14 protein-coding genes are annotated in these 16,020 nt (G+C 34.5%); 9 read left to right on the top strand and 5 right to left on the bottom strand.

Translation table 11 applies throughout. The features are described 5' to 3' along the window. Positions 1-12: 12 nt before the first annotated feature. Entirely contained in the window at positions 13-693 is a 681-nt protein-coding gene (locus BUA53_RS08855) for a metal-dependent hydrolase (RefSeq protein ID WP_072835014.1), read from the bottom strand. A 119-nt stretch (positions 694-812) separates the two neighbouring features. Here BUA53_RS08855 and BUA53_RS08850 point away from each other — a divergent pair, with 119 nt between their 5' ends. The 5 genes from BUA53_RS08850 to porQ all read left to right on the top strand — a co-directional run bounded on the left by BUA53_RS08850 (position 813) and on the right by porQ (position 7,461). Next, positions 813-2,057 carry a metallophosphoesterase gene (locus tag BUA53_RS08850; RefSeq protein ID WP_072835013.1) on the top strand — a complete coding sequence of 415 codons (1,245 nt, stop codon included), beginning with the start codon at positions 813-815 and terminating at the stop codon, positions 2,055-2,057. Between the two features lie 99 nt (positions 2,058-2,156). Further along, a complete protein-coding gene (locus BUA53_RS08845; RefSeq protein WP_072835012.1) occupies positions 2,157-3,164 on the top strand; it encodes a hypothetical protein in 1,008 nt (335 codons plus the stop codon). A gap of 78 nt (positions 3,165-3,242) precedes the next feature. Continuing rightward, a complete protein-coding gene (locus tag BUA53_RS08840) occupies positions 3,243-3,830 on the top strand; it encodes a porin family protein (RefSeq protein WP_072835011.1) in 588 nt (195 codons plus the stop codon). Positions 3,831-4,000: 170 nt separating this feature from the next. Next, positions 4,001-6,397, top strand: a complete 2,397-nt coding sequence (gene lon, locus BUA53_RS08835) for an endopeptidase La (RefSeq protein ID WP_245793072.1) — start codon at positions 4,001-4,003, stop codon at positions 6,395-6,397. A 32-nt stretch (positions 6,398-6,429) separates the two neighbouring features. Beyond that, complete coding sequence (porQ, locus tag BUA53_RS08830) at positions 6,430-7,461, top strand: type IX secretion system protein PorQ (RefSeq protein ID WP_072835009.1); 1,032 nt, start codon at positions 6,430-6,432, stop codon at positions 7,459-7,461. Between the two features lie 40 nt (positions 7,462-7,501). On the opposite strand, the gene BUA53_RS08825 is transcribed toward porQ, so the two are convergent. From BUA53_RS08825 to BUA53_RS08810, 4 genes are all read right to left on the bottom strand, one after another. Next, on the bottom strand, positions 7,502-8,881 hold the full coding sequence (locus tag BUA53_RS08825; protein ID WP_072835008.1) for a class I SAM-dependent methyltransferase: 1,380 nt from the start codon (positions 8,879-8,881) through the stop codon (positions 7,502-7,504). Between the two features lie 160 nt (positions 8,882-9,041). After that, entirely contained in the window at positions 9,042-10,148 is a 1,107-nt protein-coding gene (locus BUA53_RS08820) for a M42 family metallopeptidase (RefSeq protein WP_072835007.1), read from the bottom strand. A gap of 9 nt (positions 10,149-10,157) precedes the next feature. Continuing rightward, positions 10,158-11,009 (bottom strand): UbiA prenyltransferase family protein, encoded by an 852-nt coding sequence (locus BUA53_RS08815; protein ID WP_072835006.1) that lies wholly within the window; start codon positions 11,007-11,009, stop codon positions 10,158-10,160. Further along, on the bottom strand, positions 11,010-11,480 hold the full coding sequence (locus BUA53_RS08810) for a hypothetical protein (protein WP_072835005.1): 471 nt from the start codon (positions 11,478-11,480) through the stop codon (positions 11,010-11,012). 26 nt (positions 11,481-11,506) lie between these two features. On the opposite strand from BUA53_RS08810, the gene BUA53_RS08805 reads away from it, so the two are divergent. The 4 genes from BUA53_RS08805 to BUA53_RS08790 all read left to right on the top strand — a co-directional run bounded on the left by BUA53_RS08805 (position 11,507) and on the right by BUA53_RS08790 (position 16,002). Continuing rightward, positions 11,507-12,514, top strand: a complete 1,008-nt coding sequence (locus tag BUA53_RS08805; RefSeq protein ID WP_317041264.1) for a LuxE/PaaK family acyltransferase — start codon at positions 11,507-11,509, stop codon at positions 12,512-12,514. A 127-nt stretch (positions 12,515-12,641) separates the two neighbouring features. Further along, positions 12,642-13,217, top strand: a complete 576-nt coding sequence (locus BUA53_RS08800) for an RNA polymerase sigma factor (protein ID WP_084079941.1) — start codon at positions 12,642-12,644, stop codon at positions 13,215-13,217. Then, a complete protein-coding gene (locus BUA53_RS08795; protein ID WP_072835003.1) occupies positions 13,205-14,479 on the top strand; it encodes a porin family protein in 1,275 nt (424 codons plus the stop codon). The genes BUA53_RS08800 and BUA53_RS08795 overlap by 13 nt, the downstream gene beginning before the upstream one ends. A 572-nt stretch (positions 14,480-15,051) precedes the next feature. After that, a complete protein-coding gene (locus BUA53_RS08790; protein ID WP_072835002.1) occupies positions 15,052-16,002 on the top strand; it encodes a hypothetical protein in 951 nt (316 codons plus the stop codon). Positions 16,003-16,020: the final 18 nt, after the last annotated feature.

Raw genomic sequence — 16,020 nt, 5'->3', positions numbered from 1 at the left:
ATCCCACTTATTTTATAGTTCAATACTTTCACCAATTGCAGGAAGGAATAAATTCAAGCCTGCAGCTTTAAAAGCATTTTTAACCTTTTCGTGATCAATTTTAATATATCCAAAGGTGTCGAAATGTACACCTACAATATTTTTACAGCCTATCATTTCCGCTGCAATAATAGCATCTTCATAGCCCATGGTGAAATTATCTCCTAATGGGAGAATAGCAAAGTCTGGCTTAGCCCAACGTGGAATTAATTGTAGGTCCAAAGTTAATGCAGTATCTCCGCTGTAATAAAACGATTTGTCATTTGTAATGATGAGAAATCCCATTGGGTTACCTCCATAACTTCCGTCTGGCATGGCTGAGGAGTGTATGGCATTAGTACAGCGTACCTTGCCAAAATCAAAAAGCCATTGTCCACCTATATTCATGGGATGGACTTTATCTATTCCTTTTCCCGCAAACCAATTTATAACTTCGAATGCTCCAATTACAGTTGCTCCGGTTTGTTTTGCCAGGGAAACCCCATCAGCTATGTGATCCGTATGTCCATGAGAAACCAGGAGGTAATCTGCTTTGATTGAATCCAAACTTATGTTTTTAGCAAGTTCATTTGGAGTAATGAATGGGTCGAATAAAAGATTTTTACCTTCTACCTCAACAGCAAAACAAGATTGGCCATAATATGTCAATTTCATGAGAATGCTTTATCACACAGTTAGCAAAAATAAGGGTTATGTAGCCAAAAAGAAGCCGTGCGAAAGATAATGTATCTGATTTATAAAACTTTAGTTATTTGCATGTTATAAATGTGGATATGAGAAATTCTCCTTTTTTTATCATATTGGCCGGATTGATGCTTTTACTTGATTTATATGTATTTCAGATTATAAAACTTGTATCGAATTCTTCTGGAAGTAGGGTACGAGCAATAATATTTTTTTCTTATTGGACTGTATCTGTTATAGCTCTACTTATTCTTTTTTTATTGCCTTTGTTTGAAAATATTCCTAAGGCATCAAGAAGCATTCTATTTTCAGTAGTTATTGGAATATTTCTAGGTAAATTGATTGCCTCCATTTTTTTCCTTATTGATGATATAAGGAGGGCTACTCAATGGCTGGCAGCCAAACTTTTATTTAGAAACACGGAGGGTGAAGAAATTCAGGATTCTGGCAAAATCACCCGATCAGTATTTTTAAGTTGGCTAGGCCTGGCATTTGGCGGTACACTATTTTCAACACTTTTATACGGCTTTTCAAATAAATATAATTATGAAATAAAAAAAATAAAGCTCTCTTTTTCTAATTTGCCAGATTCGTTTAAGGGATTGAAAATTGTTCAATTATCTGATATACATAGCGGCAGTTTCACAGATATAAAGGCGGTAGAAAAAGGTGTAAAAGAAGTACAATCTCTTAAACCAGATATAATTTTATTCACTGGGGACCTGGTTAATAATACAGCAGATGAAATGGATTTTTATCAAAAAGTTTTTAATCAATTAAGCGCTCCTATGGGTGTTTATTCGATTCTTGGAAATCACGATTATGGGGATTATTACAAGTGGCCCAGTTTGGAAGCTAAAAAGAAAAATCTGGATGCACTAAAGGGAGTTCATAAGTCCATGGGGTGGTCCCTTTTACTTGATGAACATGTATTGTTAGAGAAAAACGAAGAAAAAATAGCCCTCATAGGTATTCAGAACTGGAGTGCTTTAAAACGCTTTCCAAAGTATGGTAATCTAAAAAAGGCTTATCAAGGAGCCGAACATATACCTTTCAAAATATTAATGAGTCACGATCCAACCCATTGGGATGCAGAAGTTAGGCCCGATTATAGTGATATAGATCTAATGTTGTCTGGACACACACATGGTATGCAATTTGGAATAGAAATTCCAGGGTTCAAATGGAGTCCTGTACAATATGTATATAAACAATGGATGGGGCTATATGAAGAAGGGAATCAAAAACTATATGTTAATTCAGGTTATGGATTTATAGGATATCCTGGTAGAGTTGGTATTTTGCCAGAGATTACACTCATTGAATTGTCTTGATTCAATATATTGAATATTTTTATCGCAACAAAGATTTTGCAATTTAAGACTTATATCTATAGCTTGTATTTTATCAATTAAGTATCAAAATGTTTTTGAATGCCTAAAAAAATTATACTGTTTCTTGTTTGTAATTTTTGTTTGGTTATTTTGAGCTTTAGTCAAAAAACTTCCAGGCAAGCAGAAATAGATACTACGTTTACCGATTATGATGCTTTGTTCAATGATTTAAGTTCCTTCCTGGATTCATTAACTGTTCCAAGGAGTTTTTTGTTAGCAAATGTTGGTTTGAGTACTGGTTATTATAATTTTAGTACGAAAGAAAGCTATGTGGCTGAGCCAGTAAAAAAAGTATTAATATCTCCCTCTATTTCTTATTTTTCCAAAACAGGTTTAGGTATTAGCGGGTCAGTAAGTGTTGTACATGATGGACAGAAATTTAATCCTTATCAATTTTCTATTTCAGGTTCTTATGACTATTTAAAAAACAGAAAGTTTTTAACCGGTATTTCATTAACACGTTTTTTTACAAAAAGTAATGTTCCCTTTTACACGTCACCTCTTCAAAATGGAGCATTTGCTTATTTTACATACAGAGACCTATTAATTAAACCTACTATTTCTGTTAACTATGGCTGGGGTACCAGGTCAGCCTATACAGAGAGGAAAGAGTTAATAAACGCTATCAGGTTAAAGAAAAGAGGTTATACCAGGGTAAATACTTTAGAGAGTTTAAATGACCTGACTTTTACAGCATCAATTAGACATGATTTTTACTGGTTAAATGTTTTTTCTAATAAAGAATATATCCGACTTACGCCTCAGGTAAGTTTCATAAGCGGAACTCAAAAATTTGGTATCAATCAAAGTAGTGATACTTATGGTATTGTTAAGGGTACAGGGGCAAATGTTTTATTTAATTCAGAAAATTCTTATCTCGACGATAGCCAATATTTTCAACCATTGTCCTTAGCAGGTTTTATAAAGACAGAATATTCAAAAGGTAAATTTTTTGTCCAGCCCCAGTTCATGGTTGATTATTACTTCCCTGCAAAGGATGGAAATTTTGGAACAGCTTTTTTACTAAATACAGGTATTATTTTTTAGTTGTTTGATTTTATTTAACATTCACAGATTTTACATGGCATCAATCTTGGCTTCTAACAATCTTATCAAACAATTGTTATGAAAACTAGATTTTATGTTCTGGCTGCTTGCATATTATTTGCACAGGCTGCTTTTGCTCAATTTACGGTTGGTATTAAAGGCGGAACTAACATTACAAAAGTGGAAGGGAAAGCCTTTAGAGATGAATTTAGGTATGGATATCATTTGGGTGGATTTGCTGAGATTGGGTTAGGAGGAAGGTTAGGTATTCAACCTGAGGTATTATTCAATCAATACCAGACCCGCGCTGATAGCAGCTTTAAAAATGTTTATCAGAATGCAACAAATTTTAGTAATTATAAAGATGTAAAGCTGAACTATTTGACAATTCCCATTTTATTAAACTATAAGTTGGGAAACATCCTGTCTCTTCAGGCTGGCCCACAATTTGGAATTTTAATCTCACAGGACAAAAACTTATTAGAAAATGGCAAGGAAGCATTTAAATCCGGGGACTTTTCATTGACAGGAGGTGCTCAGATAAATATAAGTAAGCTTCGCCTGACAGGAAGGTATTTTGTTGGATTAAATAATATTAGTGATGTTGGCGATCAAAATAAATGGAATAATCAGGGATACCAGTTATCTCTTGGGATAGCCTTATAACTCATTTTCTTCATTATTGAAAATCCCTCCAAAAGAGGGATTTTTCTTTTTTAGAAAATAGCCTAAAGAAAGAATCAAGGGGTATAATACTTGAACACCATTAATTCCTTATGTAAATTTGCAGTCTTGCCTTATAAAAGGAGTTAGTTATAATTAATAAATTATCACGAGTGAATTTTAATTTGAAATCAGAAGAAGAGATGGATTTTATTCCCATTATTCCTCTTAATGAGACAGATGCGGAAGCAAATGAAAAGATAGATATACCCTCAGAATTAAGTTTATTGCCATTACGCAACACAGTTTTATTTCCAGGTGTTGTTTTGCCTATCACTGTTGGCAGGGATAAAAGCATAAAAGCTGTTACTGATGCTTATAAAGCTCATAAATTAATAGGAGTTGTAGCTCAAAAAGATAGCAGTGTTGAAGATCCAACCGCCAAAGATCTTGAGAATGTTGGTACGGTTGCTAAGATTGTTAAGCAAATAAAAATGCCTGATGGAGGTACAACAATAATCATTCAGGGGAAAAGTCGATTTGCTATTGATTCCGTTATAATGGAGGAACCTTACTTTAAGGCAAACATCAACTTGATTTTTGAAGAGGAACCTCCCAAAGATCCCGACTTTGAAGCCTATGTGTCAAACATAAAGGATCTGGCAACTGAAATAATTCAATTATCTCCGAATATTCCGACAGAAGCTTCTGTAATACTAAAAAATATAGAAAATCCTTCTTTTCTAATTCACTTTGTTTCAAGTAATCTAACAATTGACATTCGGGAAAAACAAAAAATATTAGAGCTTAATAATATCCGCGAAAGAGCTGATCTTTTAATGCAATTCTTACAAAAGGAGCTACAGTTTGCTGAATTAAAAAACAAGGTTACTAATAAGACAAGAGCAGAAATTGATAAACAACAAAGAGAATATTTCCTTCAACAACAATTAAAAAGTATAAAAGAGGAGTTAGGGGGTGATCCGAATGAAAGAGAAATAAAAGAATTACAAAAGAGGGCTGAGGGAAAAAAATGGCCGGATACTGCAAAGGAAACTTTCAGGAAAGGTATTGAGAAACTTGAAAGAATGCATCCAAGTACGCCTGATTATTCGGTAGTGTATAATCATTTAGATCTATTGCTGGATCTGCCCTGGTTGGATTACACACATGATGTTTATGATCTGGATAAAGCAAAAGAAATTCTTGATCATGACCACTATGGTATGCAGAAAATCAAGGAACGTATTTTGGAATATCTCGCCGTATTAAAATTAAAAGGCGATATGAAAAGCCCGATTTTATGTTTTTATGGACCTCCTGGAATCGGAAAGACTTCTCTTGGAAGAAGTATTGCTAACGCCATTGGAAGAAAATATGTAAGATTAAGCCTTGGTGGAATTCATGATGAAAGCGAGATCAGGGGCCATAGAAAGACTTATATAGGTGCTATGCCGGGTAGGATTGTTCAAAATATTCGGAAAATTCAGTCATCAAACCCTGTAATGATTCTTGATGAAATCGATAAGGTGGGAAGTGATTTTCGTGGAGATCCCAGCAGTGCTCTTTTAGAAGTTTTAGATCCCGAACAAAATCATTCTTTTTATGATAATTATTTAGAGCTGGAATATGATCTAAGCAAGGTATTATTTATTGCCACTGCAAATAATCTGCAAACGATTCAACCTGCTTTACGTGACCGTTTGGAAATAATTGAATTAAGTGGTTATGCGGTTGAAGAAAAAATTGAAATCGCTAAAAGACACCTTATACCAAAACAAAAGGAAGCGCATGGACTGAAATCAACTAAATTTAAAATATCTGACAAGGTTCTTGAAAAAATTATTCAGGACTATACAAGGGAAAGTGGAGTTAGAGAATTGGACCGGTTGCTAGCAGCCATTATGAGAAACCTCGCCAGGCAATTAGCCATGAAAGGAAAGGTAAAAGCAACCCTTGCTATCGAGGATATTGAAAAAATATTAGGACGCTCTAAATATAACAATGAGATATATAAATCTGCAAATATACCGGGAGTTGCGGTAGGGCTGGCTTATACGTATGTTGGTGGAGATATTCTATTTATAGAAGCATCTTTGAGTGATGGTAAACCTGAATTAAGATTGACTGGAAATTTGGGAAATGTGATGAAAGAAAGTGCAGCTACTGCGTTATCCTATTTGAGTGCTAATGCAAGAAAGTTTGGTGTTGATCCTGCAATGATAGAAAAGAAAACGGTGCATATTCATGTTCCTGAGGGAGCTGTACCTAAAGATGGGCCGAGTGCAGGGGTCACCATGTTAACAGCTTTGACATCAGCATTTACAGGGAAAAAAATTAAACCATTTCTCGGCATGACAGGTGAAATAACATTACGTGGGCAAGTATTGCCTGTAGGAGGAATAAAGGAAAAAGTTCTGGCTGCAAAGAGAGCAGGTTTAAAAGATATTATCTTATGTTCACAAAATGAAAAGGATGTTCAAGAGATCAATCCTGATTACATTAAAGGCGTTAGATTTCATTATGTTAAGACAATGAGTCAGGTAATTGACCTGGCATTACAGGAATAATCAAATTGTTACTTGAATTATAATTATGTCTTTTGCGATTCATAGGATTAATAATACTTATTTTATTCTGGATACCATGCAATTCTCAAAGCATTAGGGGCAGGGTTGCTTTTAATTTTTTAAAGCTGTCAGCAGATCCCATGCTTACCGGTGCTGGAGGTATAAATACATCTTATGTAACAAACGAAGTAGGTCTTACAGCAAATAATCCGTCATTACTACATCCTGCAGTAAACGCTCAGTTGTTAGTAAGTTTCAGTAGTTTTTTAAAGGGTGTAAAATCTTATAATGCAACGGGGGCATACTATAATCGCAAAACAAATACAACATTTGGTGGGCATATAAACTTTATAGATTATGGCTCCATTACTCAAACAGATGCTTCAGGGGTGTCTTATGGTTATTTTCGCCCAATAGATTTTGTAATTCAATTCGAAGCTGCAAGGACCTACCTGGAAAACTGGAGTTATGGAGTAAGCCTTAAAATGATAAATTCCATATACAATCAATACAAGGCAAGTGGAATTGCTTTCGATGTAGGAGTGTTATATAAAGATTCTCTTCATAATTTTTCAGCTTCTCTGCTTGCAAAGAATATGGGTTTCCAGATTGAAAATTTTGGCGGAGAAAATGAAGACCTGCCCTTCGATATTCAAGTTGGGATTTCCAAACGACTGCAAAATGCACCATTGGGAATTTCGCTTACAGCCTATCACATAAATAAATTTAATTTAACCTACAAGGATACTTTATTTAATATGGAAAATGGGAATTTGGAAAAACACCCCGCCTTAAATAATATCTTAAATCATTTCGTTATAGCCGGACATATTTATTTAAGTAAGAACCTCGAAGCAGTTGTTGGGTATAACCATTTGCGCCGGATGGAATTAAATACGGGATTATCAGGAAATGGTTTAAATGGATTTTCTACAGGATTGAAGATTACATTTCAAAATTTGCAAGTGTTATATGCCAGGTCCGTCTATCAAAGAAATGTAACACTAAACCAAATTGGAATAAATCTTGGAATGAATTCTTTTTTTTCGTCCGGAAACTTGTAACAACTGCATAAATAATCCCTTTTAATAGATTGATTTTAGACTATAATTCATGTTTATGCATTAAATATATTGTCCTTTTTGTATCAGATATATACTCCTTTTTTAAAATAGAGAAATATTCCCCAAAAGCTCTAAGGAATTTTTCTTCACTGTATTCATGATAAATGCGGGCACCACTATTGAGCATCAACTCAACTTTTTCATCTTCTTTTGGAACAAATTCAATAATCAGGTACTTGCCCATAGCTGATAAAATCTTGCCGATTTTTTCTAATGGAATATTTTTTCCTATAGCAAGATGGTGAACCACAGCCAAAGCCATTACTAAATCAACCTTGATTCTTTCTAAAAATGAACTATGTTCCTCGTTATTTAGACCAATAGCTGGAGAAGGATTGCTGAAATCTATAATTAACGGGGTGCAGTTTAAAACATTACTTTCCTTGATCTTCCTGTATAGTTGATTAATTGAATAATGATCGAAATCTACGCTTATTGTGGAAATATTATTCCCAGCAAGTAGTAATGAAAACTCTCCTTCGTTCGCTCCAATATCGATAGCAGACTTTATAGATAAGGAGGAAAGCCAGCTTTGAATTATCTTTTTCTTTTCTATCAGGTAATCTTCTCTTTCCCTTGCTTCGTTATAATATCCTGACCATACTCCTGAAATTGCATTTAGCGAAAAAGATTGGATAGATTGTTCCAGGCTTAGTATTAAATTTTCCTGTTTGGTTTTAGAAAAAGCAATTGTTTTTTCAGATTTTGTAGATGGTTTTGAAGAATAAGCTGCATGTAAATGCAAATGGAGGTAAGTATTTAAATTGAACCTGCTTCTGAAAGGAAGTAATTTTTTTACAAGTGATAGAGGAATGCCATCCGGATACGATAACAACAGATTTTGGAAGGGTATTTGGAGATAATGCATTAACGCCAGCGGCGCTAAAAAGTGTTCACAAAATTGCCTGTAAGCCACCCAAGGTTTTGTAGTATCCCATTTTTCAAAGGATAAAGTATCTATAAAGATCATTTTACCATCAAACCATTGAACATTATAACTTGATGCATCTTTAAGCATCATGTTAAATTTCATTGCTTCTTTTGCTGCCTGTAAAGTTAACAATGCAGCTTCCTTAAGCATGTCAAAACTCCATTCATAGGTATAGCTTATAAAAGGAATTAAAATAGGTTTAAGCGTTGTATAGTAATCTTCTGAACCTGTAAGGTTTTCATCGATTTGTTGGTGGGGAATAAGAATTTTATTCGAAACAAGAACATCATAAAGTCCACAAGATTTGAACTCATCAAAATCTTTCTGAAAATTCTTATTTACTTGCCTATATAATATTCCATCATTTGCTTTGAAAATAAAACCTGACGGATCCCTAAAAGAAGCAGGGTGGATTTTTGATACCGGCATTAAGGTGTATTCGTTTTCTTTCTAATTATTTTATACCACCAGTGTTTAATAAATATTAGTATGTTTTTGAAAAAAAATGCAACTCCCAACACTGCGGCTATTATCGCCTGTACAAGGTAACTTCCACTTCCAGGATCTATATAAAGTAAATAATTATGCATTAAAAATAACTAAGGTTTGTATTAGGATTTAAAGATAGGGCTGTTTCATACATGAGACGAATAGTTTGCTCAATATCATTTTTATGAAGCATTTCAACGGTAGTATGCATATATCGTAAAGGAATTGATACTAAAACCGAAGGACAACCATCATTTGCATATGCAAATGAATCAGTGTCAGTTCCAGTGCTTCTGGACACCGCTCTAAGCTGAACTGGAATATCTGCTTTTTGAGCCACAGCTTCTACCAGTTGTAATAATTTATTATGCACAGCGGGTCCATAAGACAGCGATGGTCCTTTTCCGCAACTTGTATCACCTTCTACCATTTTATTAATCATTGGCGTTCCGGTATCATGAGTTACATCTGTAATAATGGCAATATTAGGTTTTATTCTACGGGCCATCATTTCTGCACCTCTTAATCCAATTTCTTCCTGGACAGAATTTACTATATATAATCCAAAAGGAAGTTTCTGCCTGTTCTCTTTTAAAAGTCGGGCGACTTCAGCGATCATGAACCCTCCTATACGATTATCAAATGCACGTCCTATAAAATAATCATAAGCCAATTCATCAAAACCATCCTGATAGGTAACCACAGCACCCACATGAATACCCAGGTCTTCAATTTCCTTCTTATTCCTGGCGCCACAATCAAGAAATAGATTTTCAACTTTTGGCACGGGCTCTTTATCAGAATTGCCAATTCTTGTATGTATGGCCGGCCATCCAAAAACAGCCTTTACAGGTCCATCTTTTCCATGTATCCAAACTCTTTGCCCAGGGGCTATCTGGTGGTCAACACCACCATTTCGTTTGAGATACATAAGGCCTTCATTGGTTATGTAATTTACAAACCAGCTTATTTCATCAACATGGGCTTCTAATACTACCTTAAATGAGTTAGTTGGATTTATAACACCAACCGCCGATCCATAGGGATCAGTAATTATATCATCAACATATGGTTTTACGTAGTCAATCCAAAGTTTTTGGCCTGTATATTCAAACCCAACTGGAGAAGGTGTATTAATATAGTTTCTGAAGAAGTTCAGAGATTTTTCTGTAAGAATAGACTTGCTTTTTTTTACAGTTTTTGCCATGCTTTCAATTTATCGGACAAATTTAAATAAAACAACCAAAGGTGCTGATAACATCATAAACCCATCTAAAACAAAATAATATAGGTAATCTGAAGAATTATTTTTAGACGGATAGTAAAGAAAACAAAGTAATAGACCAGGTAAAGCTAATGCACCAATGAGACCAATATCCATTAACGGTATTAATAGTAACAATGTTATAAAAAACACAGCTATCGTTCCCCAAAATAGAATATCAATGCCTTTTTCATTCAACATAGTGATCAATGATCTAATCTGGTCATTCTTATCTGATTCCCGGTCCCTATAATCAAATAATATGCAAATGGCATAGATAAAAAAGAATCTGTTTACTACAAACCAAATCTGAGAATCCGATAAGACAGGATCTTCAATGACCATGGGCAAAAGTGCAGTAACATGTGTCCATGAAAATGCCAGGAAAATAGTCTTTCCCACTGCGATTTTTCTTAGATGTGTAAATAAAGGATAAGGGATTTTAGGTGCAGAATATAAAAATGTTACAAATGCAGTTACACCAAGCCAAAACCATTGATGGATTAATAAAATAGAAAAGATAAAAGACCCTGATAACCCAATAAAGAATAAGATAAGGTGAAGTTGCTTGTTTTTTATGTTCCAAATAACTTTTTCAGTAGGTCCCCCCACGTTTGGTGGGGTAAGATACCAGTGAAAATTATAGCTACAGACGGTTCCTGAAAATACAAAACCAAGAATTTTGAAAGAAGGTTGAAGATCAAACAACAGATCAGTTTGATAAACCATGAATATGGCACAAAAAGCAATAAATAAACTGCTGAAAACAAAGAAGTCAAACGCCTTTTTTAGTAGTCTTGTCAATTATTGCCTGATTACTATAACACTTGTTACTGCGGTATCACTTTTATTGCCAGCTTTATCTCTTACAACAAATTTCAAACTTAAAGTGTCTGGCTCTTTTTCAGGTGGATTTCCTGTGCCTGGTATTGGTATGGACGGTATACCTGCTATAAGAGCAGTTTGACTTGTCTGGTAAGGCATATATACCTGGATTTCCCCTTCAGTGGTGTTAGGAAATGAAGGAATAGGGGTTTTAATTATTGCAGGAGTAATAGGAGATTTTTGATTGGTTCGCTCACGGACCACAATAATTGAATCACTGACATCTCCTTCCTTGTCTGTAAACTGTAGAATCACACTTAATGTTCCATTAACGGGAACTATATTAGGTGTAACAGATTTTATTTTTATCTGGGGTTTAGTTTGAAATTTATCTTTGTTGCAGGCTACTATGACTGCTGCCAATAAAGTAATAGCAATTATTCTTTTCATATTTATCTACAAACCAAATTTACAATATGGATAGTGAAATACCTAAAATGCATGATTTTGAAAATAAGGTATTTACTATAAATAACGAAAGTACATTTGAAACTATTGCTTTGGAGATATTTCGTTATCAGTTTGATAATAACCCAGTTTATGGCAAATTTTGTAAGATTCTGGGCAAAAATCCTGATGTTGTTAGAAATTTGACTGAAATACCCTTTCTCCCTATATCTTTTTTTAAAACTCATAGAATAGTTACAACAGTTTTTCAACCTGAATTAATTTTCCAAAGCAGTGGAACAACAGGCCCTAACACTAGTTCTCATTATGTAAAAAGGAGTGAGCTTTATGAAAAGAGTTTTAATAGGTGCTTTGAGCTATTTTATGGAAAGGTTGAACAATATTGCATCCTGGGTTTGTTGCCTTCATACTTGGAAAAGGGCAATTCTTCATTAGTATACATGGTTAATAGCTTAATTCAACAAAGCAACCATTCACGAAGCGGGTTTTATTTATATGAACTTAATGATCTATACCAGACACTAGAAGAGCTAAAAAAAGAGAATCAGAAAGTAATATTATTTGGTGTAACCTATGCACTTTTAGATTTTGCAAAACGTTATCCTGTTTTCTTTGATAGTATGATCATTATTGAAACAGGTGGTATGAAAGGTAGGGGAAGAGAGTTGACAAGACAGGAGTTAAACAAAGATCTATGCAGATCCTTCGGAGTGGCGGAAATCCATTCAGAATATGGAATGACAGAATTACTTTCCCAGGCTTATTCAATCGACGGCCTTTTCCAGTGTCCTCCCTGGATGAAGATCCTGGTCAGAGATGAAACCGATCCCTTAAGTTTGAAAGCACCAGGTCAAGCCTTTTCCGGGGCGCTTAATATAATTGATCTGGCCAATATTTATTCCTGCAGCTTTATTGCAACAGAGGATGTAGGCAAACTTTATACAAATGGAAGTTTTGAGGTCCTGGGAAGGATGGATAATACTGATATCCGGGGTTGTAGTTTGCTTACCCTTTGAAAAGGTGAAATCTTTCATTCCATTTGAATAGCTAAATGGGCGGGAAATATTACTTTTATATAAGATTTTTTATAGTAAAGCAACCAATACCCCAGAAGTACCGTATTTACTGGTTAATCTAAAGAGTTTGGAACCGCTGCTCACAATTATACAAGGCTGTGCTCAAAATAATTCCCGCGACCAGAAATGGCTTTATGAGAAATATTTTGGGTATTGTCTAAAGATTGTATTCCGCTATATCTACCGGTATGATAAAGCTGTAGATATAGTAAATGATGGTTTTGTAAAGATTTTCAGGAGCTTTTCGCGTTTCCAGTACAAATCAAATGAACATGCAGAAATGATGTTAATGGGTTGGATGCGGACCATAATGATCAATACTGCAATTGATGACCTTCGCAAAAACAATTTCTTACCCGAAATTGGAGATATTTCAGAAAGCATTTGGATGCATGAGGATAAATCCCAGGGAGCTGACCAGGCGTTATTGTATAAAGAATTGATTAAGCAAATAAAAAAGTTGCCCCCTTCATACAGGACTGTTTTTAATATGTATGTTATTGACGGACTTACTCACCAGGAAATTGCCAATAGCTTGGGCATTTCTGTGGGCACTTCAAAATCCAACCTTTCCAAAGCGAGAGTTATTTTACAAAAAATAATTAAAAACAACGATGAGCAGATTGAAGCATGCAATATGTAAATGACGATATGGATGATCTGTTTCGAAGGGCTGCTGAGAATTATCCTCTTGACACGAAGAGTGCAGATTGGGATAAAATAGCCGCAGAACTTGATATAAAACCTGAAAAAACTAAAGATAGTGTTTTCAGAGACCGCAGGTTTTTATGGCTATTGTTATTACTTCCTTTAAGCTTCCTGTGTAACCATATTTTTAATGCAGGTTCACCAGTCTTGTCGAATACAGATCAAAATGAATCAGTTAATATTTTAAAAAATGAAAAAGGAACAGTTGCTACTGGGAAAGATTTACATATGGATCAAAAAAATGTAAGTACTATAAATAAAAGGAGCATAAATAATCCAATAGATAATTCAATAGACCATGTCAGATCAATATCAAATTCCAATTCCAGAAGTACACAACTAGGTAGGTTAAAAATGAATACTGCTCTTATTGCCAAGCAGATTGGGCCAACCCTGAGAAATGGGAGGCAATCAAATATGGACAGGATTGAATTACAAGTTGAAAATCATGAAGAATTTGAGAAAGTATTGGTAAAGGATAATATGGCTTTTGTATCAGCAAACATTTATCCTTCGCCTGTTGTGAATTTGCCTTCAATATTTCGGGATCTCGTTGTTAAGGAAGAAGTCAATAAGTTATTAGAAAAGCCAAATGACAGACAAAAAAAGATCTATGCAGGAATTATAGGAGGTATTGATGCTACAACAATTAAGTTTCAAAAGGTGAGCAATGCAGGCTATTCATTTGGAGTACTTCTTGGGTATAAACTAAATGACAAATGGAGCATTGAGTCTGGTTTATTTCATGATAAAAAATATTACTACAGTGAGGGGCAATATTTAAATACAGCCAAAATGTATATACTTCCGGGAACAAAAATCAATTCCCTGGATGGAAATTGCAGTATGTGGGAAATACCTTTGCAGGCACGTTATAATTTTAAATATTCTAAGAAAAAGGAGTGGTTTTCCACGTTGGGTTTGTCTTCTTATTTTATGAAAAAGGAGAATTATGATTATACATACTCTTACATTTCCACAGGCCAGACTTACGATAAATACAGATCTTATAATAATGCATCAAAGCATTTCTTTTCTGTTATAACCTTGTCTGCAGGCTTCACAAATCCCATCAATAAAACAATAGACCTAAGGGTGGAACCTTATCTCAAAATTCCGGTTAAAGGGGTTGGGGTGGGCTCTATTTCATTACAAAGTGCAGGCATTCAGATAGGGGTTACTAAATCATTATTTTGATATCCAGCCCGGGGAAGCGTAGATCTACTAGAATTTTTTCGTAGTATTCCTTTTCAATATTTGAATGATTTATGGCTGCTTAAGTAAATACCATAGACAAAAATTAGGGTGAATTTGCAATTGTACAGGTTGCTTTTGCTGGTTACTTTTGTATCAGATAGCGAAAGTTATCTATCCTAAGAAAACCAATTAAATATCCAAATCCTGAAAAATTAACCCACTTGTTGGTGAACCCTTAAAAAACCAATATCCAAGTCGAAAAGCCCGTTTTAAATCCGATCCTATTGAATCCTTCCAATCCTTTGAAAACCGTAAAGGCGTCCGTCCAATGAAAAAACGTATTATTTAAACCTAAACGCCTTACATATTTATCCCCTCCTTTGAGGGGATTTTTATTTTAAATTATCATTTATGAATTTATATATTCCTGCTTCATCATATAAATCAATGGCGAACTCTGCTGCTTTCTAAAAATTTCTTTTAGATACAGATGAGTATTTACCATTAGTGGGCATCAAAGTTGTATTTGGAGAATCGTTCTTATTAGTGCTAACCTAAAAAAAAAGTAATTTATGAAAAAGACGATTTTTTCCTTGATTTTGATTGGCGGTAGTTGTATGGTATTTGCACAAAACGAAACCAAAGATACTACAACCCGCCCCACTACAAATACATATGATTCCTCCAGGACTATGAATAATACCAATATAAATAATGGTATTCAAACACCTGTATCAAATTCAGGTGATACAGCAAATACTAAAAGTGCAATGTCAAGTAATAATGCTTACAATGCATATGGGACCACATCCGTAAATATTCCATATCGTGCACAAATGAACTTGCAAAAGGATTACCCTACTGCAAATAATATAACATGGACTCAATCTGGTGACTGGTACCATGGAACTTATATGAATAATGGCAGGTATTCACATATTTATTACGATGACAGGGGTAATACTTATAGTGTTTCGATGCCAGTTACAGAAACATATGTTCCTGATGATATAATGAATAAGGTTACAACCATGTTTGGTCCAATGGTTTATGATGTTACTACATTGAAAGGCGATAGCACTCACCAAAACATTTATCAGATCAGAACTCTCGAAAATGGTCAGGTTAAGTCTCAGTGGATTGGAGATGATGGTAGTTCTATAATGGATCCATTTCGTGCAGAAATGAGTACAGAAGCAAATAACCCACAAGGAAGCAATTCAAATTTGAATAACCATACAGACTCTACTTCGTCAATTAATAATAGTAGTATGAACACTACTAATACCCAAAACAATTTAAATGTAAATAACAGCTCTTCAGATTCTACTTCTACTATGAATAGCAACAGAAGTATGAATTCTAATGATTCTTCGGCTTCAGGTAATGTAAATACATCAGATAGTACTGTTTCAGGTATGAATAATAATAATTCAACCATTAAAATAAAAACAAAGACACCTGATGGAAAAGAAACAAAAACGAAAATAAAGAACGGAGAAGTACAAAAGAAAGAGCAATAATTTAGCAGAACATTTAAT

This window comes from Flavisolibacter ginsengisoli DSM 18119, assembly GCF_900129295.1.
GTDB lineage: Bacteria > Bacteroidota > Bacteroidia > Chitinophagales > Chitinophagaceae > Flavisolibacter > Flavisolibacter ginsengisoli.
Note: the sequence above shows the minus strand (reverse complement) of the source record. Positions and strands in the feature narration are given on the sequence as shown.